This is a genomic window from Schaedlerella sp., from assembly GCF_056796775.1.
Map to the genome: position 1 here is coordinate 17,624 of NZ_JBQIKP010000017.1, position 23,025 is coordinate 40,648.

25 protein-coding genes are annotated in these 23,025 nt (G+C 50.0%); all 25 read left to right on the forward strand.

Annotated features, from left to right (window positions below):
• The first annotated feature begins 5 nt into the window (after window positions 1-5).
• The 25 genes from ACTOY7_RS09700 (at window position 6) to ACTOY7_RS09820 (ending at window position 22,940) form a co-directional block, all read left to right on the forward strand.
• Window positions 6-428 (forward strand): TIGR02530 family flagellar biosynthesis protein, encoded by a 423-nt coding sequence (locus ACTOY7_RS09700; protein ID WP_394684709.1) that lies wholly within the window; start codon window positions 6-8, stop codon window positions 426-428.
• Window positions 429-556: 128 nt separating this feature from the next.
• Complete coding sequence (locus ACTOY7_RS09705) at window positions 557-1,879, forward strand: flagellar hook-basal body complex protein (RefSeq protein WP_482670616.1); 1,323 nt, start codon at window positions 557-559, stop codon at window positions 1,877-1,879.
• Window positions 1,880-2,242: 363 nt separating this feature from the next.
• Entirely contained in the window at window positions 2,243-2,440 is a 198-nt protein-coding gene (locus ACTOY7_RS09710) for a flagellar FlbD family protein (RefSeq protein WP_004072107.1), read from the forward strand.
• A 24-nt stretch (window positions 2,441-2,464) separates the two neighbouring features.
• Window positions 2,465-3,274 (forward strand): motility protein A, encoded by an 810-nt coding sequence (locus ACTOY7_RS09715; protein WP_482670615.1) that lies wholly within the window; start codon window positions 2,465-2,467, stop codon window positions 3,272-3,274.
• Window positions 3,275-3,344: 70 nt separating this feature from the next.
• Window positions 3,345-4,112, forward strand: a complete 768-nt coding sequence (locus tag ACTOY7_RS09720; protein WP_394684711.1) for an OmpA/MotB family protein — start codon at window positions 3,345-3,347, stop codon at window positions 4,110-4,112.
• Between the two features lie 97 nt (window positions 4,113-4,209).
• Complete coding sequence (locus ACTOY7_RS09725) at window positions 4,210-5,223, forward strand: flagellar motor switch protein FliM (RefSeq protein ID WP_160280588.1); 1,014 nt, start codon at window positions 4,210-4,212, stop codon at window positions 5,221-5,223.
• 133 nt (window positions 5,224-5,356) lie between these two features.
• The gene (locus tag ACTOY7_RS09730; protein ID WP_016298479.1) at window positions 5,357-5,716 is read left to right on the forward strand and encodes a response regulator; all 360 of its coding nucleotides are present in this window, start codon (window positions 5,357-5,359) and stop codon (window positions 5,714-5,716) included.
• 13 nt (window positions 5,717-5,729) lie between these two features.
• Window positions 5,730-6,209 carry a flagellar basal body rod protein FlgC gene (gene flgC / locus ACTOY7_RS09735; RefSeq protein WP_482670614.1) on the forward strand — a complete coding sequence of 160 codons (480 nt, stop codon included), beginning with the start codon at window positions 5,730-5,732 and terminating at the stop codon, window positions 6,207-6,209.
• 38 nt (window positions 6,210-6,247) lie between these two features.
• Window positions 6,248-7,693, forward strand: a complete 1,446-nt coding sequence (gene fliN, locus ACTOY7_RS09740) for a flagellar motor switch protein FliN (protein ID WP_482670613.1) — start codon at window positions 6,248-6,250, stop codon at window positions 7,691-7,693.
• Between the two features lie 75 nt (window positions 7,694-7,768).
• Window positions 7,769-8,119 carry a flagellar biosynthetic protein FliO gene (gene fliO / locus ACTOY7_RS09745; RefSeq protein WP_300885021.1) on the forward strand — a complete coding sequence of 117 codons (351 nt, stop codon included), beginning with the start codon at window positions 7,769-7,771 and terminating at the stop codon, window positions 8,117-8,119.
• On the forward strand, window positions 8,119-8,811 hold the full coding sequence (gene fliP / locus ACTOY7_RS09750; protein ID WP_160280584.1) for a flagellar type III secretion system pore protein FliP: 693 nt from the start codon (window positions 8,119-8,121) through the stop codon (window positions 8,809-8,811). The genes fliO and fliP overlap by 1 nt, the downstream gene beginning before the upstream one ends.
• A 51-nt stretch (window positions 8,812-8,862) precedes the next feature.
• Window positions 8,863-9,117, forward strand: coding sequence for a flagellar biosynthetic protein FliQ (locus tag ACTOY7_RS09755; RefSeq protein WP_160280583.1), 255 nt, complete (start codon window positions 8,863-8,865; stop codon window positions 9,115-9,117).
• An 80-nt stretch (window positions 9,118-9,197) separates the two neighbouring features.
• A complete protein-coding gene (locus ACTOY7_RS09760) occupies window positions 9,198-9,971 on the forward strand; it encodes a flagellar biosynthetic protein FliR (protein WP_160280582.1) in 774 nt (257 codons plus the stop codon).
• Between the two features lie 24 nt (window positions 9,972-9,995).
• Complete coding sequence (flhB, locus tag ACTOY7_RS09765; RefSeq protein WP_160280581.1) at window positions 9,996-11,066, forward strand: flagellar biosynthesis protein FlhB; 1,071 nt, start codon at window positions 9,996-9,998, stop codon at window positions 11,064-11,066.
• 34 nt (window positions 11,067-11,100) lie between these two features.
• Entirely contained in the window at window positions 11,101-13,224 is a 2,124-nt protein-coding gene (gene flhA / locus ACTOY7_RS09770) for a flagellar biosynthesis protein FlhA (protein WP_160280580.1), read from the forward strand.
• Window positions 13,225-13,316: 92 nt separating this feature from the next.
• On the forward strand, window positions 13,317-14,090 hold the full coding sequence (locus ACTOY7_RS09775; RefSeq protein ID WP_160280579.1) for a sigma-70 family RNA polymerase sigma factor: 774 nt from the start codon (window positions 13,317-13,319) through the stop codon (window positions 14,088-14,090).
• Window positions 14,091-14,112: 22 nt separating this feature from the next.
• Window positions 14,113-14,853 carry a flagellar hook-basal body protein gene (locus ACTOY7_RS09780; RefSeq protein ID WP_394683069.1) on the forward strand — a complete coding sequence of 247 codons (741 nt, stop codon included), beginning with the start codon at window positions 14,113-14,115 and terminating at the stop codon, window positions 14,851-14,853.
• Between the two features lie 94 nt (window positions 14,854-14,947).
• Window positions 14,948-15,673 carry a flagellar hook-basal body protein gene (locus ACTOY7_RS09785; RefSeq protein WP_482670612.1) on the forward strand — a complete coding sequence of 242 codons (726 nt, stop codon included), beginning with the start codon at window positions 14,948-14,950 and terminating at the stop codon, window positions 15,671-15,673.
• A 94-nt stretch (window positions 15,674-15,767) separates the two neighbouring features.
• Window positions 15,768-16,388 (forward strand): chemotaxis protein CheC, encoded by a 621-nt coding sequence (locus tag ACTOY7_RS09790; protein WP_160280576.1) that lies wholly within the window; start codon window positions 15,768-15,770, stop codon window positions 16,386-16,388.
• An 8-nt stretch (window positions 16,389-16,396) separates the two neighbouring features.
• Window positions 16,397-16,876 (forward strand): chemotaxis protein CheD, encoded by a 480-nt coding sequence (locus tag ACTOY7_RS09795; RefSeq protein WP_160280575.1) that lies wholly within the window; start codon window positions 16,397-16,399, stop codon window positions 16,874-16,876.
• Between the two features lie 175 nt (window positions 16,877-17,051).
• Window positions 17,052-17,966: a chemotaxis protein gene (locus ACTOY7_RS09800; protein ID WP_300885018.1), complete on the forward strand. Its 915-nt coding sequence runs from the start codon at window positions 17,052-17,054 to the stop codon at window positions 17,964-17,966.
• Window positions 17,967-17,969: 3 nt separating this feature from the next.
• Window positions 17,970-19,217 (forward strand): EAL and HDOD domain-containing protein, encoded by a 1,248-nt coding sequence (locus ACTOY7_RS09805; RefSeq protein WP_160280573.1) that lies wholly within the window; start codon window positions 17,970-17,972, stop codon window positions 19,215-19,217.
• Between the two features lie 436 nt (window positions 19,218-19,653).
• Complete coding sequence (locus ACTOY7_RS09810; protein ID WP_482672149.1) at window positions 19,654-20,922, forward strand: hypothetical protein; 1,269 nt, start codon at window positions 19,654-19,656, stop codon at window positions 20,920-20,922.
• Between the two features lie 679 nt (window positions 20,923-21,601).
• Complete coding sequence (locus ACTOY7_RS09815) at window positions 21,602-22,513, forward strand: Rpn family recombination-promoting nuclease/putative transposase (protein ID WP_482670610.1); 912 nt, start codon at window positions 21,602-21,604, stop codon at window positions 22,511-22,513.
• Window positions 22,503-22,940: a hypothetical protein gene (locus ACTOY7_RS09820; protein WP_482670609.1), complete on the forward strand. Its 438-nt coding sequence runs from the start codon at window positions 22,503-22,505 to the stop codon at window positions 22,938-22,940. Before ACTOY7_RS09815 ends, ACTOY7_RS09820 begins: the two co-directional genes overlap by 11 nt.
• Window positions 22,941-23,025 lie beyond the last annotated feature (85 nt).

Consider the following 23,025-nt stretch of genomic DNA (forward strand, 5'->3'; position numbering starts at 1 on the left):
TGCATATGATGGGAAACAAGATCAATCAGATTCCTCCGGTTCATCAGATCAATCAGATTACAAATGCCGGCGCGCTGAAGCTTCAATCTGCTTCACTGCAGCTTCAGAAGACGGCAGACACCACTTCGGGCGTACAGTTTTCAGACCTTCTGCAGCAGGAGGCGCAAAAGGCGCAGTCCGTCCAATTCTCGAAGCATGCGGCGCGGAGAGTGCAGGAGCGCGGCATCAATATGACAGACAATCTTCTCAATGACCTTAATCAGGCAGTTCAGAAGGCCCGGGCCAAGGGCGCCAGGGATGTAGTCATCATCGGGGAGAGCGGAGCCTTTATTGTAAATGTCCCGAACAACGTAGTTGTGACAACGATGTCTGGAACGGAAATGAAAGAAAATATTTTTACCAATATTGACAGTGCCGTACTCATGTAAGCCGGACCATTTGTGGAGGTTTCGTGCCTGCGTGACTCGCAGGTACAGGCGCGCGCCCTCTTTGGAAAAGGAGCGGGGCGTGCAGGTACGGCAGAGGGTTGTATAGAAAAGAAAGGAAGTAAATTAAAATGGTCAGATCAATGATAGCAGGAGTCGCAGGACTCAAGGCGCATCAGTCCAAGATGGACGTAATCGGTAATAATATCGCCAACGTAAATACATGGGGATTTAAGGGATATGCATACAACTTCAAGGATTCCATGTACACGAACTCAATCAACAGCAGCGGCGGTAGCGTATTGGCCGGAGCAGCCGGCGGACGTAACGCGTCTCAGGTTGGTTACGGTTCACAGTTATCATCTATTTCTAATGTATTTGAATCAGGGGCGCCGTCTCCGTCAGCTAATCCGATGGACTGTATGATTGACGGTACAGGGTTCTTCCTGGTAGGGAATATGGTAAACGGAAGTTTTACTAATGTAAAAGAGTCAGGATTGAACCTGTCCAGAGTTGGTATCTTCCGCGTAGACGAAAATGGATATCTGGTAGATGACCAGAGAAGCTATGTGTATGGGTACGCAGTACAGGAAGGTACGGGTATTCCGGAAACACCAGCTACAGCGGCTTCAAAAACTTTTAAAAAGATAGAGATTAAGTTTGATGATAAGGCAAAACCTATGACAATAGAGATTGGCGGAGAGAAGGTAGAACTATCAGCAAAGATAAAATCTGAAAATGATATGGAAGCTGCAATTCAGGAATGGGTAACCTATGTTACAAACAGCCAAAATCAAGATAAACTTGCTCATCAAGATGAATATGCAAATGTGAAAATTGACTTTAGTGGGGTTGGAAGAACCGGAGATGCGACGCAAGGTTATACGTGGACGGCACAGCTTAAAATTACATCCAAAGTAACCGGTGTTGATTCTATGGATAATGTTGATGCAATTGAAATACTTTTGGGAGCAAACGTAGAGGAAGACACAACAAAGACTGTGGATGGAAAAACCTGGGAACCCGGTATTCCGGCAATATACACAGATGAGTTATCCACCATCAAAATTCCGAACGACCCGGCCACAGGTTTACCATACGAACTCGACAACTACTCCATCAGCGAAGATGGAACCGTTACAGGTGTAGATAAGCAGAACCGTGTGATTCCGATCGGAAAGGTTGCAATCGTTTCCGTACAGAACCCGAATGGTCTGGAAAAGACGGATGGTTATTACTACAAGATCGGTGAAAATGCAGGTGAGGTAAATCACGAGGCTCCAGGATCAGGCCCGGCAGGAAGCATCCTCGGCAGCTACCTGGAAATGGCCAACGTAGACCTTGCCAACGAGTTCTCCAACATCATCACAACCCAGAGAGGTTTCCAGGCGAACTCGAAGATCATCACTGTAACGGATGAGATGCTGCAGGAACTTGTAAACATGAAACGTTAGTCCTGAATGATATCAACCAGGACTGCGCAGCAGCTTGCAGATACATGACATATAAACCATTTATTTGCATATCCATATAAATATCGCTGCGGATCTGCCATGAAGCATATTTCATGGCAGATCCCGGCCTGATGTACTGTCTGTAATGATGAAGATTTAGATTTGTACAAAGGGATTGTAAGCCGACTGTCCGCGCATATCCATCATGCGGCAGGGTCATCTTTTACAGTTCCGCAGTTCATGCGGTCTGTGCAGGTATTGAATCAATATTGCCTGCTGTTTAATGATATAGAGGAGGTAAAAGCGCAGCTAAGATTCCTTCTGTAATCCTGGCCGCGTTTGAAAAAGAAGAGGGAATATGATATGATTATGCTGACCAAATTAAATGACAATAAGATCGTGCTGAACTGCGATCAGATCGAATCGGTAGAACTGATACCGGAATCCAAGGTGATCATGATGAACGGAAAGTTCTTCATCGTGAAGGAGAGCGCTGAGGAGATCATTGAAAAAACGATTGCGTATAACGAAAAGATTCATAGTTTCCATACGGACAGATAAAAAGGTAAGGGCGGTGAAGAGAATATGGATATAACAACAATTTTAGGTATAGTCGTAAGTGCGGTGCTGATCGTATTTGTCGGTATCAATCCGACAAAGCTGGGGAACTTCTGGGATCCGGCGAGTTTGGCGATCGTAGTCGGCGGCGCGATCTGTGCGGTCGTGGCCAGCTACCCATTGAAGACACTTGCAACGATCCCCAAGATGCTGGTGCTCCTGATCCAGGGCAACCGCTACAACATCGGTTTTCTGGTGGACACACTGGAGGAGATGGCGCAGCTTGCCAGAAAGAACGGCTTGCTGGCGCTGGAAGAAAAGGCCAATGAGATCGACGACCCGTTTTTCAAGCAGGGCATCATGCTCATCGTGGATGCCACGGAACCCGAGGAGGTCCGGGCGCTCCTGGAAAATGAAGTGGATGCCATGTCCGCGCGGCATGAGGAAGGCATCAACCTGTTCAACAAAGCTTCCGCGTTTTCACCGGCATTCGGTATGATCGGAACACTGGTCGGACTGGTAAACATGTTGAAGGAGATGGACATTGATTCAGGAGGAGCTTCCTCCATCGGTCCTGCCATGGCGACAGCCCTGATCACCACGTTCTACGGCTGTATCCTTGCGAACGTACTTTTCTCACCTATTGCAAATAAGCTGACGGTCAGAAACGAAGAAGAGCTTCTGTATAAGCAGATCATGATCGAAGGTATCCTTGCGATCCAGTCAGGAGACAATCCGAAGTTCCTGAAAGAGAAGCTGGTTACATACGTTGCCCAGAAGGGGCGTGAGAAGCTTCTGGATTCATCGGGCGGAGGCGGAAAAGCTGACGCGGAATAATGACAGATGACTGACCGGGTATATCTGGCTGTGAGGCACACGGATATGCGGCAGGCAACAGGAGGAGAATATGAAGAAGAGGAATAAATCAGCCAGCGGCGGCGCGAACTGGATGGATACATACGGTGACCTGGTTACACTATTGCTGTGCTTTTTCGTGCTCCTGTACTCCATTTCTACCGTAGACCAGGCAAAGTGGGTACAGGTTGTAAAAAGCTTCAACCCGAACGCGGTGGAGGTCTCACAGATCGCCATAGACAACGTACCGGAGGCTACGGAGGAAGTCCCCAACCACGTGGAGGACGGGTCGATGGACGAGGACGAGTTCGACTCCCTGTATGAGGAACTGAGAAAGGCCTTGGAGGAAGCCGGGATGGAAGGAGAGGTGGATCTGTACAAAGGCGATGGGTTTACATTTGTTACATTTCGTGACAATGTGTTTTTCGCAGGGGACAGTTCCATTATAAAAGATGAAGGAAAAGGGATTTTGGATCAGTTTGCCACAATCATTTCAGGAGTATCGGAGTCCATCAAGGAAATCCAGATCCTGGGACACACCACGCAGGCAGATCCAAACCAGATGAACGAGCCGGAATCAGACCGTGTACTTTCGGCGGAAAGAGCGGCCAGAGTTACGGCATATATTCAGCAGCGGACGACGGTAACGCCGGATAAGCTGGTAGCTGTATCTTACGGACAGTTCCGTCCGATCGCTCCGTTCGATACGGAGGAGAACCGGGCAAAGAACCGAAGGGTAGAGATGCTGATCACCAAGTCGGATACCGTGTCGAAGAGCCTGGAAGAGTACTATGCGGAGATGGACAGAACAGCGCAGTAACCGCAGTCAACCGCCTGACGGCGGAGGACGGCCGGTCCTTCCAAAGGCCGAATCAGAAGCTGAGCATGCTAATTAATAATGAAAGTAGGGGTTTGGGATGGCAGATGTATTATCACAAAGTCAAATAGACGCGCTGCTGAATTCAATGCAAAATGCCGAATCGGAGACAAAGGCGTCGGAGCCTGAAAAACCGAAGCAGGAATACAGAAAATATGACTTTTATAGTCCGAAAAAGTATACAAAAGATAAGCTGAAAATGCTTCGCAGCATCTATGACAACTACTGCAGGATCGCGACATCGCAGATCAACGGCCTGTTCCGGCTGGTGAGCGAGGTGGAAGTGGTCGGGATCGAGGAGCAGCGTTATTATGAATTTGGAAACGCGCTGAATGAGACGGACGTATTGACCGTGGCTGAAGTGGAATTGCCGGATAATTCCACCAATCCGCCCGTACTTTTCCATATAGCGCCGACGCTGATGACGGCGATGATCGACCGGATGCTGGGAGGACTTGGATTTGACAGGTCCATCGATATATCTTATACTTATACGGATATAGAGCTTGCGTTGTATGAGAAGATCATCAAGTATCTGGTGGCGATTAACACAGATGTGTGGGGAACCCACATCGCATTGAATACGCAGTTTGAGCATATTGAGGAGAACCCGAGCATGTTCCAGGGGATCAGCGTGGACGAGACGGTTGTCATCATCATGCTGACGATCACGCTTGGAGACGTGGTAGGAACGATGAACATCTGTATCCCCGGGACTCTGCTGAGCAATATCTTCGATATCATTGACAAGACGAAGCATATTGCGAAGAAGGGCGAGCATGTCAAGAGCAACAGGGAAGAGATCATGGACAGCATTCGGGAGTCCACGATGGACGTTATGGCGCAGCTTGGTGTGGCGAAGCTGAACCTGGACGATGTATACAATCTCCATGTAGGAGACGTGATCGACCTGAACAAGCCGCAGGATTCCCTTGTTTCCCTGTTTATCGAGGGACAGCCTTGGTTCAACGGGCAGCTTGGCGTACATAACAAGAATGTCGCAGTAAAGATTGAAGACCGCATTATTGAAAATAAAGAGGATGTAGCGGTATAAATTGCCATTGCCGGCAACACACGTATGGCATGCCATACACAATTACTGCATTATTTACCAGATAAATCTGTTGAAATATCTGTGTATATAAATTACAATAAGTATAATATTGAAAAAAGAGAGGTATAGGAAAATGGCAAAAATAATGTTAGTAGATGACGCTGCATTTATGAGGATGATGTTAAAGAATACCCTTACCCAGGCGGGCTATACGGACCTGGTTGAGGCGGAAGACGGCGCAAAGGCTGTGGAGGTCTATTCAGCGGAGAAGCCGGACCTTGTATTCATGGACATTACCATGCCGAACAAGGACGGTCTGGAGACTTTGAAGGAGATCAAGGGAATGGATCCCGGCGCGACGATCGTGATGTGTTCCGCCATGGGCCAGGAAGCGATGGTTATGGATTCCATCAAGTCCGGCGCGAAGGACTTTATCGTAAAACCATTTAAGCCGGAACGTATTTTGTCAACTGTGAAGAAGATTCTCGGCTAAGCGGAGGTGTATTATGTCTTTTTTGAGTTCATTTGATATCAGTGCTTCGGCGCTGACGGCTGAGAGGCAGAGACTGGATATTGCTTCCCAGAATCTTGCGAATACCAATTCCACCCGTACGGAGAGCGGCGATGGACCGTACCGGAGAAAGATGGTCGTATTTCAGGAGATTCCGTCTACCAACGTGACATCTTCGAGAAACTCCGCGGCTTCTGGTTCTTTTCGTTCCAGATTCAACAGCCTTTTGAACAAGAACGCTACCAAGGGCGGCGTACAGGTGACTGAGATTATTGAAGATGAGAGAGACCTGTACCCGGTCTACAACCCCGATCATCCGGATGCTGATGAACAGGGCTATGTCATGATGCCGAATGTGGATCCTGTGAAGGAGACGGTGGACGCCATGTCCGCGACACGGTCTTATGAAGCGAATATTACGGCATTCAACGCAATGAAGACGATGGCAATGCGCGCATTGGATATCGGAAAATAATATGAGGGGGATATCCTCGAAAGGAGAGTAGCGTTAGTATGAGTTCGGAGTGCTTTAGCAAAATGGAAATAGACGCGATAGGCGAAATACTGAATATCAGCCTTGGCGCATCTGCTACGGCAGTTTCTACAATGCTGAATGCCAGGGTAGACATTACGACGCCTGTCGTAAACATCGTTAGCAAGGAAGAATTCCATATGGGCGAGGTGGAGCCCGCGGTCGGCGTTGAGATTACTTATGTCGCCGGCCTGGAAGGCAAGAACGTCATGCTCTTAAAACGGCACGATGTAAAGGTCATTGTAGAGATGGTCATGGGCATGGAGATTGCCGATGAAGATTTCGAACTGGATGAGATCAACGTCAGCGTGGTCTGCGAGGTCATGAACCAGATGATGGGGTCTTCCGCGACAGCATTGTCTGAATTTCTGGGGAAGATGGTCAATATCTCGACCCCGATTTCGTTTGAAGTTGCCAATGCGCAGGAATTTATTGATAAATATTTTGTAGACGATCAGCCGAAGGTTGTCGTAGGCTTTACTCTGCGGATTGCGGAGAAACTGGAGAGTGAGTTCTTCAATGTGATGCCGATGGAACTGGCGAAGGGGCTTGTGGAAGGATTCCTTCCGGAGGACGCGATCATTGATATCAGTTCCCTGCAGGAGGATAAGCCTGCGCCGGCACCAGCGGCTCCGGAGCCGGCAGCTTCGGGAGGAGGCGGAACGCTTTCCCAGGAAGAGATTGAGAAGATGCTTGCGGGCGGTCTCAGTGAAGAACCCGCGCCCGCCCCGGCCCCAGCGGCCCCGGCTCCGGCAGCTTCGGGAGGAGGCGGCGGAACGCTTTCTCAGGAAGAGATTGAGAAGATGCTTGCAGGCGGCCTTGGAGAAGAACCTGCGCCTGCCCCGGCACCGCAGCCAGCGCCGATGGCGGCACCGGCAGCGCCGAGTATGCCTGCGGCCCCGGCGGATACGGGAGCGGCCGGTATGATGCAGGGAACGGCAGGTATGGCGCCGGCCCCGCAGATGATGCAGGCGGCAGTGAGCCCGGATGTGGCAATGATGCAGATGCAGATGATGCAGCAGATGATGCAGCAGATGCAACAGATGCAGCAGCAGATGACAGAAAAGGCGGCAGAGAGGGCCGCGGCGGCGGAGCCGAAGATGATCCATGTGCAGTCGCCGTCCCAGCAGAAGCTGAAGGCGGAGAACGGCATTGTGCTTGAGGGTGTCCAGGAAGAGAACATGGAACTGATCATGAGCGTGCCTCTGGAGATCTCGGTGGAGATCGGAAGAACCAGGAAGCTTGTGAAGGATATCCTGGATTTCACGAAGGGCTCGTTGGTGGTTCTGGACAAGTTGGCAGGAGAGCAGGTAGACCTGTTTGTCAACGGGCAGTGCATCGCCAAGGGGGATGTGGTCGTTGTGGAGGATAACTTCGGTATCCGTATCACGGAGATCATGAAGGTCAACCTGGCGGCGCTGGAGTAAGGCGGCTTCCTGATTTTAAGAAAGGTTTCTGATGTGGAACAAAGGGCTGCGGCATCAGAGTTGAGGTAGGATTTTATGTGGAGAATTTTCGCCACATTTGTCATAGTGGCATGTATTATTTACTTAAGCTATCTGGCCAGCAAGTATGTGGGCCGGGGGATGAGTAAAGGCAGCAATTCCCGTTATATGCGCCTGATCGACCAGCTTTCGCTGGGGCAGGACCGACATATCGCAGTGGTACAGGTGGGGGGGAAGTATCTGCTCGTAGGGGTGACCGCAGGGCAGATCAGCATCCTGTCTGAGGTGGAGGATGAGGAGCTCTTTCCGCTGGCTCCCGGGGAGGAAGGCGGAGGCTCTCAGCCGATAGACTTCAGAAAGATGCTGGGCAAGCTGAATGACCTGGGCAAAAGAGGAGGTAAGGATTAGTGTATGATTCACTGATAAATGTGAACGGCGAGCAGGTGCCTACATTAGACATATTGTTGATGCTGACGATCATTTCACTTCTGCCGTCACTCTTAATCATGATGACCTCTTTTACGAGGACCATGATCATCCTTTCTTTCCTGAGGACTGCCATGGGTGTTCAGCAGACACCGCCTAACATGGTGCTGGTGGGTATTTCCATCTTTCTGACGCTGTTTATTATGAATCCGGTTATCTCAGATATCAATACGCAGGCCTATACGCCGTATAAGAATAATGAGATCACGCAGGAGGTGGCGCTGGAGCGCGCCCAGGTTCCGCTGAAGCGGTTCATGCTGAGCAATACGACAAACAGTTCTCTGCGGCTGTTTACGGATATCGCTGGGCAGGAGGTGCCGGATGAGGCGGAATTTGAGGATAAAGACGCGTATGTGGACGCTATGATGGATATGCCGATGACGGTCGTGATCCCTTCCTTTATGACGAGTGAGCTCAAAAGGGCGTTTACGGCAGGATTTTTGCTGTACATCCCATTTCTGCTAATCGATATTGTGGTATCAAGTACGCTCATGTCCATGGGTATGATGATGCTGCCGCCGGCTATGATCTCCATGCCGTTTAAGCTGCTGCTGTTCATTACCGTGGACGGATGGGAGCTGCTGTTTAAGAATATTGTGGACGGATTCCATTAGCGCAAACGGATGGATCTGCCAGGGGGATTATAAAGAAGGAGGAAGCGGGATATGACAAATCAACAGATAAGTGAGATCATATATGAGCTATTCATATTGATCCTGCAGATTGCGGGGCCGCTTCTGGTCATCAGTATGATCGTCGGTATTCTGATCTCTATCATACAGGCCGCGACGCAGATTCACGAGCAGACGATCACGTTTGTTCCGAAGCTGCTGGTCATCGGCCTGATCCTTGTGTTTGGGGGAGGCAGGATGATGGAGTCGCTGACGAATTTTACGATTCATATTTTTGAATTGATCTGATATGCCGAATAAAACAGGCAGGCCGCTGGTTCGGCCGCTTAGGACAGTGAAATACAAGGACCGGCGTGAGGAGTGATGGCATGGCGACAATGTTTAACAGTACCGCGCAGCTCACGCTGTTTGCGTTGATCATGATGCGGATGTCGGGATTTGTCCTGATGAATCCTATATTCGGAAGAAATACGATCCCGTCGCGGGTGAAGGCCGGGATGATATTTGTGCTGACACTGATGGTGTATTCGAGCTTTATGGGGGAAGCGTTTGAGACGGCGAGCATGATCGAGTTCGCGTTTCTCCTGTGCAAGGAATTCGTAGCCGGATACCTGATCGGATTTGTCATGCAATTGTTTTTTTTTATCATCAGTTTTACCGGTTATATCATCGACTATCAGATGGGCTTGTCTATGGCTACAGTGTATGATCCCCAGAGCAATGCCCAGATGGCGGTGTCGGGAAGCGTGCTGCAGACCTGGTTTATGCTGATGTTTTTCGCGGTGGACGGACATCTTGCGCTGATGAAGATCATGGTCACGTCCGCGGAGATCGTTCCATACGGGGGAATCCTGATCACCCAGGACATTGCGGTTCGGATGATCGAGATCTTCCTGGAGTGTGTGGAGCTGGGAATCCGGTTTTCGGTTCCGATGATCGCGGCGGAATTTCTGATCGAGATCGGAGTCGGAATTTTGAATAAGGTCGTGCCCCAGATCAGCATTTTCGTCATCAATATCCAGATGAAGCTGATCGTCGGGCTGGGATTGCTGGCCCTGATGTTTTCACCGATCGGAGAGTATCTGAACAAGATCATGTCCATTATGATGAAGTCGGTGCAGGGAATCCTGACATTTGTTTAAATTATAGAAAGGATGTGAGAACCTTTGGCTGACCAGGGCGGACAGGAAAAAACCGAAAAAGCCACGCCTAAAAAGCGGAAAGACGAACGGAAAAAAGGACACGTCGCCATGAGTAAGGACGTGGTCGTAGTAGTCTCTCTTCTGGGAATCTTCTGCTGTCTCAGGATCTTATTTCCCATGATCTACGAATCGCTGCAGGACGCAATGGTATTTCAGATCTCCGCGGTGGGGGGAATGGAACACCTGACTTTTGCGGATCAGCAGCAGGTGGGATGGAACGCGGTCATGGTTGTGGCAAAATGCGTATTTCCGCTGGGATTCCTCAGCATAGCGTTCGCGGTGGTGGGCACAGGTCTCCAGACCAGGTTTCTGTTTACGAGGGAGCCGCTGAAGTTCAATCTGGGCAAGCTGAATCCGCTGAAGGGGATCAAGAACATGTTCTCCTTAAAGCAGGTAGTGGAGCTCTTGAAATCTTCGCTCAAGATCGTGATCCTGGGCGTGGTGCTTTATAATATCTTGAAGGATGAGATCGTGATCATCGCGCAGATGATGGATATGTCCGTGACTGCGTCCGGGATCTACGTGCTGAAAGAGATTTTCAACATGGTATTGAGAGTCGGCATGGTATTTGTCGCGATCGCGGCATTTGACCTGTTCTACCAGCGTTGGTCTTTTGAGAAGGATATGAAGATGACCAAGGAAGAGGTCAAGGAAGAATTCAAGCAGATGGAAGGGGATCCCAAGGTCAAAGGCAAGATCCGCAGCATCCAGCAGAGTATGGCAAGGAGCAGGATGATGCAGGCTGTGCCGGACGCGGATGTCATTATCCGTAACCCGACCCATTTTGCGGTAGCTCTCAAGTACGATATTGACCGGGACAACGCGCCGATCGTGATCGCCAAGGGGCAGGACCATATCGCTCTTAAGATCGTGGAGATCGGAGAGCAGCATGGGGTGAAGATCCTGGAGAACAAGCCTCTGGCGCGGGGACTGTATGCTTCCACTCCGCTGAACAGTGAGATCCCGGCGGAATATTATGGAGTTGTGGCGGAGATCCTCGTTGAGATCTTCCGTTTGAATAATAAACTGAAATAAACTGGTATAAAGGACTCAGAAGATGGTGTAGAAGATGACTAATATTAAGAATATATTAAATAATGCGGTATCATTGATCGTAGTCATGATCGTACTGCTGTTGATCATACCGATAAGTCCGTTTTTCCTGGACGTTATGATTATTCTGAATATATCCGTAGGATTGATCATTCTGCTGATCAGTATGAATATCAAAGAGGCACTGGAATTTTCCATTTTCCCGTCACTGCTTCTGATCACAACTTTATATCGAATCGGAATTAATGTATCTACGACGCGAAGCATTCTGAGCAACGGAGGTTCCGCCGGCTCCGTCATCGGGGCCATGGGTAACTTCGTGCTGCAGGGAAATGCGGTTGTCGGAGTTGTAATCTTCCTGATCATCGTATTGGTTCAGTTCCTTGTTATCAATAAGGGCGCCGAGCGTGTGGCTGAGGTTGCGGCAAGATTTACCCTGGACGCGATGCCCGGTAAGCAGATGGCGATTGACGCGGACCTGGGAAGCGGACTGATCGACGAGCAGGAGGCCAAGGCCAGACGTTATAAGATCCAGAAGGAAGCGGATTTTTACGGGGCCATGGACGGTGCTACGAAGATTGTAAAGGGAGACGCGACGCTGTCCCTTGTGACGACGGCGATCAACTTCCTGGGAGGCTGTATCATCGGTATGGTGCAGGGCGGAATGACCTTTACGGAGGTGCTTTCGGTCTATTCCATCGCCACCATCGGTGACGGCCTGGTAGCACAGATCCCGGCCCTTCTGATCTCCACGGCAACGGGTATGATCGTAACCCGCGCGGTTGCCGAGGACAGCCTGAATATAGAAGTACTCGGACAGTTCAAGGCACAGCCCAGGGCGATCATGATCGCCGGCGGCGTGCTGGCAGTTCTGATCGCGGTTCCGGGAATGCCCAAGTTCCAGCTTGCGGTGATCGCGCTGACCATGTTGTTCGGCGGTTATTATCTGCTGCGGCGCATGGAGGAGATGGGCGGACCTGTCATGGTAGGCGCCGCGGGCGTGATGGCAGGCATGGCCGGACCGGGGAGCATGGAGCAGGGCCCTTCCCTGGAGGAAGAGATGATGGCCGAGGAAGAGAATTTCAAGGACATCAACACGGTCTACTCCCTGATCAATGTGGAACCCATCGAGATGGAATTTGGATACAGCCTGATCCCGCTTGTGGATGAGGCCAGCGGCGGCAAGATGATCGACCGTATCGTCATATTCCGGCGGCAGTACGCCCAGGAAATGGGTCTGGTCATTCCATCGATCCGGCTGCGTGACAGCTCTTATCTGAATACGAACCAGTATGTGATCAAGATCAAGGGCGAAGAGGTAGCCAAGGGCGAGATCCTGATCGACTACTATCTGGCTCTGGAGCCGCCGAACCTGGAGAAGGAGATCGACGGTATTGATACCATTGAGCCCGCATATGGTATTCCGAGTAAATGGATCACCATGGATAAGAGGGAGATGGCGGAGATCTACGGATATACCGTTATCGATCCGCTGTCCGTTATGCTGACCCATCTGTCGGAGACTGTGAAGAAGCATGCCCATGAGCTGCTGAACAGGCAGGAAGTGGTGCGTCTGATAGACAATCTGAAGAACCAGTCGCCGGAGCTGGTAGAGGAGGCAATCCCGGCGGTCATCTCTTATGGCGGTTTCCAGAAGGTTCTGACGAACCTGCTCAAGGAAGGCATCCCGATCAAGGATCTGGAGACGATCATCGAGACGATCGTGGATTCTGCCATGACGGTGAAGGATCTGGAGACGATCACGGAGAATATCCGTGTGGCATTGAAGAGGACCATTACGAGAAAGTTCTGCGAAGGCGGCAGCATGAAGGTGGTGACGCTGGACGCGGATCTGGAAAAGAATATTATCACAAGCCTGACGAATGGGGATCACGGCCTTTATCTGGCACTCAGTCCGGATGTGATGCAGAGTGTGATCACACAGCTTTCGGACGAGGTGAAGAAGTTCCACGAGCTGGGGCAGCCGCCGATCGTTCTGACGAGTCAGGTGGTGAGGATCCATTTCTATCATTTGATCGAGCAGTTCTTCCCGGAGATGTATGTGCTGTCGTTTAACGAGATCAGCAATAACATCCAGATACAGGCGGTGGGAAATATCTCGCTGCAGATGGAACGATAGAAAAGCGGGCATTGTGACCTTGCGGGCAAATGTGCCGGGAACGGCGGTTTACCGGCAGCGGGGCGGAAATAATCTGAGTGGAGCAGGACAATATGGATACGCAGAAACAATACAAAGATCAGTCGAATGAAGAGCTTTTACAATTGTATAAAGAGACCGGCAGCCTTGAGGTCAAGCAGGAGATTGTGATGCGTTATATCTACCTCGTGAAAAGCATTGCGCTGCAGATGAGAGACATTTACCTGAGCTTCTCCCAGGTGGACGACATCATCAGCGAGGGAGTCATTGCCATTATGTCCGCCATTGACAAGTTTGACGTGGATAAAAATGTCAAATTTGAGACGTTTATTTCGAAGCGGATCAAGGGAATGATCATTGATCTTGCCAGAAAGCAGGATTGGGTGCCGAGAAGTACAAGAAAAAACACAAGAGATATTGAAGATGCGGTCACAACGTTATATAATAAACTTGGGTATTATCCTTCCATCCAGGAGGTGACGGAGTATCTGAACATCACCCCGGAGAAATACCAGGACACCATGCGCAAGGCGAGCCTGTTCAATATCCTTTCCCTGGATATGGTGTTGGCGGAGGCGCAGGGCAACGAGATCAGCATGAAGCTGCCCCAGGTGGAGACCAACGAGCAGCCGGAGAACCAGTTTCTCAAGAAGGAGATTACGGAGGTCCTGGCGGAGGGGATCAAGAAGCTGAAGGAAAATGAGCAGCTTGTGATCTCACTGTATTATATCGACGATCTGAATATGCGCCAGATCGCGGATGTGCTTCAGGTAAGCGAGCCAAGAGTATCGCAGATCCATTCGAACGCGATCAAGAAGCTGCGGGTGCATATGGAGAAGTTTCTATAAAAAAGAAAAGGAGAGCAAGAATATGTTTCAGGGATTTTATGATCTGGCATCCAATATGATCACACAGAACCGGAATCTGAATATTATCAGTAATAATATGTCCAATGTCTCTACTCCGGGCTATAAGATGGACCGGATGATGGAGAGTACGTTCCGGGATGAGATGCTGTATCGGTATGACCAGGACGGCAGAACGGAAGTGGGGACGGTATCCCGTATGAACGTAGCCGACGAGAGGGTTACGGACTATACCGAAGGGGGCATCCGGGAGACCGGATATCCGCTGGATGTGGGCCTGACGGGAGACGGATTTTTTGTGATTGAGACGGACAACGGAGAGGTCTATACAAGGAACGGCTCCTTCAACCTGGACAATCAGGGCTACCTGATCCTGCCGGGGATGGGCCGGGTGATGGGCACCAACGGACCGATCCAGGTGGACACGGATGATCTGACCATTGACAGTCAGGGAAGGATCACCGCGGCAGAGGACGGAAGGTATTTCGGAACACTGGATATCGTGGATTTTGCGGATTACGGCGAGCTGACCAAGGTGACCGGCGGCGTCTTTACAACCGGGGCGAACCCGACGGGCTCCAATGCGGTGGTGACGCAGAAGTTCCTGGAGGATTCCAATGTAAACCTGGCGGAGCAGATGACGGCGATGATGAGCAGCCAGCGGGTGCTGCAGGGTTCCGCGCAGATCCTGCGGATGTATGACCAGCTGATCAGCAGGGCGACGATGCTCGGCAGCCCGAACTGATCATAACAGGGATGGGATAAGCGGGCTGTCATGACTGTGGCCGTGCCTGGCGATCCGGACGGACTGCTTATGCAAATCATAGAGAGGAGAGACTATGTACACTTCATTTTATACGGCAGCAAGGGGCGCTATGGAAGAGCAGAAGAAGATGGATGTCATAGCGAATAACTTTGCGAATGTAAACAACTATGGTTATAAATCAAAGTCAGCCGTATTTTCGGATCTGATGTATTATAACCTGAACAACTACAGGGGGGATGATACTCCGCTGAAGGCAGGCGTGGGGATCGCTGTGGAAAAGACGAATACGAACTTCGATCCGTCGGCGCCGATGACCACGGACGGCGAATTTGACTATACGATATTAGACGATGGATTTTTCATGCTGCTGAGTCCTGTTACGGGTGAGGTGACTTACTCCAGAAACGGACATTTCAGCATGTCCCAGCGTGGGGATCAGTTCTACCTGGTCAATGATAACGGCAACCTGGTCCTGGATCAGAACCAGAACCCGATCATCGTGGGAGATATCGTGGGAACAGAGAGAGAGATGAGCGGGGAGATCGGCGTGTATGGATTTGACATCCTGGACGGCATGCAGAGTACCGGAAGAAATGAATTTACCCCGACGGCAAAGAACGGCCTTCCGTATCTGATGCGGGGCGCAAGGCTGGTGGACCATACGCTGGAGATGTCGGGAGTGGATACGGCGGAGGAAATCTCGCGGATGATCGAGACGCAGAGGGCTTATTCCTATGCGTTAAAGATGGTACAGACGTCGGATGAGGTCATGACCACGATCAACGGACTGCGGACATAATACGGCGTGAGAGATGACTGTCCGGCCCCGGACGGCACTGCCGGTCTCTGCAGGGGCGCCGGACAGATACTATGGAAGATAGCGAGGTAGACATATGGCAATAAATAAATATGAAGAAATGGGCGAGTTGGAATTTGATATCCTGAAAGAGATTGGAAGCATCGGCGGCGGCAATGCGGCGACCGCGTTGTCCAGTATGCTGAATGCGAAAGTAAACATGTCGATGCCGGCCGTCAAGGTGCTTGGATTCAATCCGGCTCTGAACCTGCTTGGAGACCCGGAGGAACTGGTTGCGGCAATATTTGTAGAGATGTCAGGGGAGCTGGAGGGGGTTATGCTGTTTATCCTGACCAAGGAATTTGCTGATGAGATCGTACAGCGGATGCTTGGTAAGGGCAGTGTAGATATGCTGGAGCTGGATGAGATTGATGCGTCCGTCCTGACAGAGATCGGGAACATTGTGATTTCTTCATATATCACTGCAATGTCTTCTCTGGCGAATGTAGAAGTGGAGCTGTCTGTTCCGCAGTTTACAGCAAATATGCTGGGTGGTATCCTGAGCGTACCGATCGCGGTGATGGGACAGCATTCGGACAGGATCATGATGATCACAGGCGAATTTAAGATCGATGGAAAAGCTCTGAACAGCAATATGCTGCTCCTGCCTGATGTGAAATCATTAAATGTTCTAATGAAAAAACTAGGAGTGGAGTGATTGACAGAATGATCAAGAAGGTATCGGTCGGAATTGCGGATATGAAGATTACGAGGCAGGAGGGCATACTGATTACATATGCTCTGGGCTCCTGCATTGGGATTTCATTTTATGATCCCATGATCAAGCTTGGAGGCCTTCTTCATATCATGCTTCCGCAGAAACAGGGAACGGATACTAATGTATTCAAGTTTGCGGATTCGGGGATTCCGGAGACCTTACGCAAGCTTCAGGCTTTTGGCGCCTCAAAGAGCCGGATGGTGTGTAAGATCGCAGGCGGTGCGAAGATGTTTGAGATGAAGGGCCCGGGAGGGCTTGGGAACATTGGTGACCGCAACGCCCAGATGGTGAAACGGGTTCTTGCGGCAGAAGGACTGCGTATCAAGGGAGAGGATACGGGGGCCAATTATGCAAGAACAATGCTGCTGGACGTGGCGACCGGGCAGGTTTCTATCCGCTGTGCCGGAAGGCCGGAGAAGTTCTTATAAAAGCGCCGCGGCTGCGGGAGCGGCGAACAGGTACGATATGCGCCGGAACTGTGAGCGTGGAAATTGGATGCAATAGAGGCGCTGGAACTGCGGGCGGCGAACAGATACGAATCGCTTAATTTTAGCGCGGAATGCGCCGATAAATATATTATAGAATGCAAAGGAGTGAGTGTTTATGGCTGATACAGAGATTTTATTGGAATCAGGAACAAATGAGATTGAGATAATGCAGTTCACCATATTCGGAGAATTGTATGGGATCAATGTGGCAAAGGTAAGGGAGATTATGATGGCCGACAAAGTCAAACCGGTACCTCACTCCCATCCGTCTGTAGAAGGGATTTTTAAGCCCAGGGATATTCTGCTCACGGTGATCAACCTTCCGCAGTATCTGACAGGACAGAGCGGAGATACCAATGACAGGGATCTGTTTATCATTACGAATTTTAATATGATGAATATCGCGTTCCGGGTACATACGGTTGTGGGGATCAGCAGAATCTCATGGGAGGATATCCAGAAACCGGATAAGACGCTTTCTAACGGTGAGGAAGGCGTGGCGACCGGTATTGCGTCATGCTCCGGGAGACTGGTGACAATCCTGGATTTTGAGAAGATCGTTACGGAGATTGCGCCGGAGACCGGTATTCAGGTAGATGATATTGATAAGCTGGGCGAAAGGGAGATCAGGGATGAGCATATCATACTTGCGGAGGATTCTATCCTGTTGACGAAGATGATCAAGGATTCCCTGATGCGCGCGGGATATGTTAATCTGCTGAACTTTAATAACGGACGGGAAGCGTGGGATTATCTGAATCTCATTAGAAATGATTCTGACTTCCATGAAAAAGCAGCTCTGTTGATCACGGATATCGAGATGCCGGAGATGGACGGACACCGTCTGACTAAGCTTGTAAAAGAAGATGAGATGATGAAGAGTATGCCGGTTATCATCTTCTCATCACTGATTAATGAAGAGATGTGGCGCAAGGGAAAACAGCTTGGCGCCGATGAGCAGTTGTCCAAGCCGGAGATCGGCCGTCTGGTCGAGGTGATGGACGAATTATTGCTGCGGAAGGAGATATAGCGCATGGATAATTGTGTAGTAAGACAGGCGATCAAGGATCTGAAGACCGACACGATTATTGGATACGAACTGCGGATTCAGGAGGATCAGGACAGCTTGTACAACTCAAGTACGGACAGTGTGGCGGCGAATGCCATGGTTGCCTTTCTTTCGGAAAATTCGAACCGGATTTTCAAGGAAAAAAAGACGTTTATGACATTTACCCCGGCGCTGCTGTTCAGGAATACGCCGAAGATTTTTGACAGGGATAAGATTGTGATCCAGATCGAGGATAATATTGTCATCCATTCCCTGGCCGCAATCCTGATCAGTAAGTACAAAGAAGCGGGATACCATTTCGCGATCAATGATTTCCAGTTTACTCCGAAGTATTTCAGTATGCTGGAGTATGTGGATTATATTAAGGTACAGCTTATTGAGGACATGGATGAGAACCGCAGGGGTTCAGTCGCAAATGTCGTGGATATGGCGCATGGTTTCCAGAAGGAGATCATTGCTACAGGCGTGAATACCAGGGAAGCCTATGATCTTGCGAAGGAGCTTCAGGTGGATTATGTGGAAGGAAACTTTATTTCCAGCGCAACGACTACGAAGGCCAGCAAGATGGATTTCATGCAGGGGAACCTGTATCAGCTGATCATGGAGATCACGAAGGAAGAGCCGGATGTGGAGATGCTGGAGGAGATCATCGCCAGGGACGCGTCCCTGTCCTATGCTCTGCTGAAGATGGCGAATTCCGCTTACTTTGCGGTGCATCACGAGACGACCTCCATCCGTCAGGCGCTTGTCCGCGTCGGGATCAGCCAGCTGAAGCAGTGGGTATACCTGCTGAGCTTTGAGGATAAGGGAGAGAATTCCTCCGAGGAACTGCTGAAGACTTCTTTCCTGCGCGCGAATTTCGCGTCCGCATTGGTAAAGAAGCTGAGAAAGTTCGAGATTACGGCATCGGATGCGTATCTGATGGGAATGTTCTCTACACTGGAGTATATGATCGACGCGCCGATAGAGGAGATCCTGTTCGAGATCCCGATCATCAAGGAAGTGAAGGATGCCCTGATCTATCAGGAGGGTATGGCAGGAAAGCTGTATCAGCTCATCCTCCATTATGAGCGTGCGGAGTGGAGTGAGATCAAGGGTCTTGCGGAAGATCTGGGACTTCATACGAATGAACTGGCACAGATCTATATGGAATGTGTGGAAGAGGTCAATGACATCTGGGATAACGTTGTGGGTGTCAAAGAGGAAGAATAAGAAGCGCTGTTTAGGAACTGTAGGAAAATAACTTGTGCAGATTGCGCAGGATATTTCTTCGAGGGTGCAGGTCAAAAAACGCAGGCGTAGTGGGCTACGTCGAGTCTTTTTGACCTGTGCCATCGGAGAAATAGACAAGTCAAGATGTATAAGTTATTTCCATACAGTTTCTTATGGGGGCAGTGATCGGTTTATTCCTGTAAAAGTATACCTTGTGTAATGGCTGAATGGCTATGATAGGGTGTTCCTTGTGGGTATAAGTGAAAAATACCGGAGCGTCATTTGAGAAGCGCTGTTAAGGAAAAACCTTGCTGCTCTGCGGTGGTATCTGTATATCATTCCGCTGTCTGCGGCAGGGTTTTGTCTTTGGACAGAAAGTATGCCGATGATCGGAGCGATATAGTGGGATGGCATTACTTTGTGGGAGGTGTGTGTTATGGTAGGGGCGGTTTCTTTCAGTCCGTATGTAAGCAGCTATCAGTATACGGGCGGCTATGCCCGGGGACGGGCATCCGCTCAGAATATGCAGGTTCAGGCAGGAGCGGGAGCGGCTCCGGGGGGAAGAATAGCCGGCCGGCAGACGGGAGTGTCTGCGGTGGAACGTGTATCAGGCAGGCAGGCGGGAGTGTCTGCGGTGGAACGTGTATCAGGCAGGCAGGCGGGAGTGTCTGCGGTGGAACGTGTATCAGGCAGGCAGGCGGAAACGGCTGCCGGAGTGCGGTCGGTATCTGCGGGAAGGACCGGCGGTGTATCATCTTTGATCGGCGCTCGCAGTATAGCGGCCGCGGGGCAGGCATCCGGTGTGGCGGCAGTGTCAGCTGGAAGAGCTGCGGATCCGGATAGCCCGGTTCAGCCGGTGGATAGGATTTCCGTGGTTCAGCCGGGAAATTCCGGAAGTACCAATTATATGATACCATTTCTGAGGAAGGGGATGGATCCGGCGGAGCTGTCGGTCCGCATGCGTATGCAGTATGCGGGCGGAGCTCAGAGGTCGTTGCGGGCATCGGGTGAAGGCGCGGCAGGAGTTGAACTGCCGGGAACACTGCGGGCATCAGGTGAAGACGCGGTACAGATGGATCTGCCGGGGGCATCCCGGGTATCCGGAGTAGAAGCGGCAGGAGTTGAACTGCCGGGAGCATCCCGGACATCAGGAGGGGAAGCGGTGCAGTTAGACTTGCCGGGGACCTCTCGTGCGTCAGGAGAGGAAGCAGTACAGTTAGATCTGCCGGGGGCATCTTCGTCAGAGGACGCGGCAGTACAGGCTGGAGTACCGGGAACCTCATCAGAGGCGGAGAACACGGCTGCGGTATCGGAGGAGGATGCGCCGAAGGTTGCCGGAATGGGTACGGATAGCGCGCAGAAAACTTCCGGGGAAGCGGAGTGCAAGACCTGTAAGGAACGGAAGTATCAGGACGGCTCTGACGATCCGGGCGTATCTTTCAAATCGCCGACGCACATTGCGCCGGATCAGTCGGCATCAGCAGTCCGCGGGCATGAGCTGGAGCACGTAGTACGTGAGCGCGCCAAAGCACAGAGCGAGGGACGGCGTGTGATCAGCCAGTCCGTTACGATGCAGACCGGCATTTGTCCCGAGTGCGGGAGAGTCTATACGGCCGGTGGTGTGACGCGTACAACTACGGCCGCGGACAGCAAACCGGAAGAAAAGCCGAAGGATCCGCGGTGGATATTGGCGGGGGACATTTGATTCTATCAGGCACTGACGGGAAATAATGGTATTTCCTGACAGTGCCTTTTTTAACTTCTATACACATCCTCTCGGCCAATCCGTGTGGTGATTGGCCGGGGGGTGACCTGTAACCTGATAGCGTTACAGGTCACACCTTGACCAGGCGTGCCCTGTAACTCAGGCCGTCATTTAAAATTGCCTACGGCAATGGACGGCCTGAATCCCAGCTTTTATGTGCATCCTCCTGACCAATCAGCGTAGTGATTGGTCAGTGTGTGACATGTAACCTGATAGCAGCTATAAATGTGATAAATCTGTGTCTTGAGTTGACAGATATCCGATTCAAGAGTAAACTAAACGCCATCCAGTCAGACATCTTTCTGATGTTATGGATGCAGTGATCTAAGCCATAAGGTATCTCATTCCTTAAAAATCAAAGGGCAGGTCAGTGATAAAGCTTATGATTTTTCAATGCTCCCGTATTCGGAGCAGCATTTCCAGTAATGAGAAGACAACAACGTTACCGAAAAAGTAACACGACAAAAAATGATTCAAACTGAAGAAAGAGAAAAAAGTTGTTTAATTTACAGGATGCTACTATAATAAAAATAAGCGATGAGCCCTGAGATTTTACGCTGATTTGTTTTCCGGCATCGGCACTTTTTTCTCTTTTTCAGAGGAAGAAAGGAGCGGCAGTATGGAAAACACGACGAACTTTATCATGAAGCCGAAGGTGGATTTTTGCTTCAAGGAGCTGATGGAATTTGAAGAGGTCAGGCAGGGCTTTATAGCGGCGGTGCTGGGGATCGAACCAGAGGAAGTCATCAAGACGGAACTGCTTCCCACTCATCTGCGGGTAAGGCACAATAAAGACAAGCTGGGAATTTTGGATGTGCGTGTAATTCTGAACGGGGATGTCCAGCTTGATATGGAGATCCAGGTGGCAAAATTCCTGTTTTGGAGGGAGCGCTCGCTGTTCTATCTGAGCAAGATGTATTCCGATGTGATTCTGGCGGGCGAAGGCTATCATGTCCTGGGAAAATGCATCCATGTAGGGATCCTGGACTTTATTCTGTTTGAGGAAGACGAGGAGTTCTATTCCTGCTTTCACATGTGGGAAGATAAAAGGCGGCGGAAGTACAGCGATAAATTCGAGATTCATATCGTAGAACTGCCCAAGGTTGCGGAGCGCGAGTATCCGGAGACAGCGTTATTAAAATGGGCAAAATTTCTCAATGCCGAGAAAAAGGAGGAGTTTGAGATGGCAGCGAAGACAGATCCGCATATCCGGAAGGCATATGAACAATTACTGCATATGAGCGAAGATGGAAATAAACGGCTGATCTATGAGGCAAGGCAAAAAGCGATTTATGATTATAATACGCAGATATACAGTAACTGGCATAGCGGATATGAGCAGAAATTAATAGAACAGATCTGTAAAAAGATAAAAAAGAACTTGAGTGCAAGGGAGATAGCGAATATTCTGGAAGAGGATGAGAGCGTTGTGCAGAGAATTTACGATACAGCATTGTCATTCGCACCGGATTATGATATTGAAAAAATACGGAAGCGGCTGAATGCGGAAAAGAATCAGGATGCAGATTAACAGAGAGAGCCGGGAGTCAAAATTTCTCAATGCTGAGAAAAAGAAGGAGTTTGAGATGATAGCGAAGACAGATCCGCATATTCGGAAAGCATATGAACAATTACTGTATATGAGCGAAGATGGAAAAAAGCGTCTGATCTATGAGGCAAGGCAAAAGGCTATTTATGATTATAATACGCAGGTATACAGTAACTGGCATAGCGGATATGAGCAGGGAGAGAAAAACGGAGAGGAAAAGAAACTGATAGAACAGATCTGTAAAAAGATGAAAAAGAATCTCAGTGCAGGGGAGATTGCGAAAATTCTGGAAGAGGATGAGAGAATTGTGCAGAGAATATACGATACTGCACGGTCTTTCGCACCGAATTATGATATTGAAAAAATACGGAACCGGCTGGTTGCGGAAAAGAAGCAGAACGCAGATTAACACAGATATGGATATATCAGCCGCTTTATGATAAAGGGCTGTATATAAATACTATACAAAGAAATACGCATATCCATTCTGGCGT

Excerpts from the sequence above, each read along its gene's own strand:
- ACTOY7_RS09810 (WP_482672149.1), top strand. The coding sequence starts at position 19,654 with ATGGTAGGGGCGGTTTCTTTCAGTCCGTATGTAAGCAGCTATCAGTAT.
- ACTOY7_RS09780 (WP_394683069.1), top strand. The coding sequence starts at position 14,113 with ATGTTTCAGGGATTTTATGATCTGGCATCCAATATGATCACACAGAAC.
- ACTOY7_RS09710 (WP_004072107.1), top strand. The coding sequence starts at position 2,243 with ATGATTATGCTGACCAAATTAAATGACAATAAGATCGTGCTGAACTGC.
- ACTOY7_RS09700 (WP_394684709.1), top strand. The coding sequence starts at position 6 with ATGATGGGAAACAAGATCAATCAGATTCCTCCGGTTCATCAGATCAAT.
- ACTOY7_RS09705 (WP_482670616.1), top strand. The coding sequence starts at position 557 with ATGGTCAGATCAATGATAGCAGGAGTCGCAGGACTCAAGGCGCATCAG.
- fliN (WP_482670613.1), top strand. The coding sequence starts at position 6,248 with ATGAGTTCGGAGTGCTTTAGCAAAATGGAAATAGACGCGATAGGCGAA.
- ACTOY7_RS09715 (WP_482670615.1), top strand. The coding sequence starts at position 2,465 with ATGGATATAACAACAATTTTAGGTATAGTCGTAAGTGCGGTGCTGATC.
- flhA (WP_160280580.1), top strand. The coding sequence starts at position 11,101 with ATGACTAATATTAAGAATATATTAAATAATGCGGTATCATTGATCGTA.
- ACTOY7_RS09725 (WP_160280588.1), top strand. The coding sequence starts at position 4,210 with ATGGCAGATGTATTATCACAAAGTCAAATAGACGCGCTGCTGAATTCA.
- ACTOY7_RS09815 (WP_482670610.1), top strand. The coding sequence starts at position 21,602 with ATGGAAAACACGACGAACTTTATCATGAAGCCGAAGGTGGATTTTTGC.
- flgC (WP_482670614.1), top strand. The coding sequence starts at position 5,730 with ATGTCTTTTTTGAGTTCATTTGATATCAGTGCTTCGGCGCTGACGGCT.
- ACTOY7_RS09760 (WP_160280582.1), top strand. The coding sequence starts at position 9,198 with ATGGCGACAATGTTTAACAGTACCGCGCAGCTCACGCTGTTTGCGTTG.
- ACTOY7_RS09785 (WP_482670612.1), top strand. The coding sequence starts at position 14,948 with ATGTACACTTCATTTTATACGGCAGCAAGGGGCGCTATGGAAGAGCAG.
- ACTOY7_RS09790 (WP_160280576.1), top strand. The coding sequence starts at position 15,768 with ATGGCAATAAATAAATATGAAGAAATGGGCGAGTTGGAATTTGATATC.
- fliO (WP_300885021.1), top strand. The coding sequence starts at position 7,769 with ATGTGGAGAATTTTCGCCACATTTGTCATAGTGGCATGTATTATTTAC.
- ACTOY7_RS09820 (WP_482670609.1), top strand. The coding sequence starts at position 22,503 with ATGCAGATTAACAGAGAGAGCCGGGAGTCAAAATTTCTCAATGCTGAG.
- ACTOY7_RS09730 (WP_016298479.1), top strand. The coding sequence starts at position 5,357 with ATGGCAAAAATAATGTTAGTAGATGACGCTGCATTTATGAGGATGATG.
- ACTOY7_RS09795 (WP_160280575.1), top strand. The coding sequence starts at position 16,397 with ATGATCAAGAAGGTATCGGTCGGAATTGCGGATATGAAGATTACGAGG.
- ACTOY7_RS09805 (WP_160280573.1), top strand. The coding sequence starts at position 17,970 with ATGGATAATTGTGTAGTAAGACAGGCGATCAAGGATCTGAAGACCGAC.
- ACTOY7_RS09800 (WP_300885018.1), top strand. The coding sequence starts at position 17,052 with ATGGCTGATACAGAGATTTTATTGGAATCAGGAACAAATGAGATTGAG.
- ACTOY7_RS09720 (WP_394684711.1), top strand. The coding sequence starts at position 3,345 with ATGAAGAAGAGGAATAAATCAGCCAGCGGCGGCGCGAACTGGATGGAT.
- ACTOY7_RS09775 (WP_160280579.1), top strand. The coding sequence starts at position 13,317 with ATGGATACGCAGAAACAATACAAAGATCAGTCGAATGAAGAGCTTTTA.
- ACTOY7_RS09755 (WP_160280583.1), top strand. The coding sequence starts at position 8,863 with ATGACAAATCAACAGATAAGTGAGATCATATATGAGCTATTCATATTG.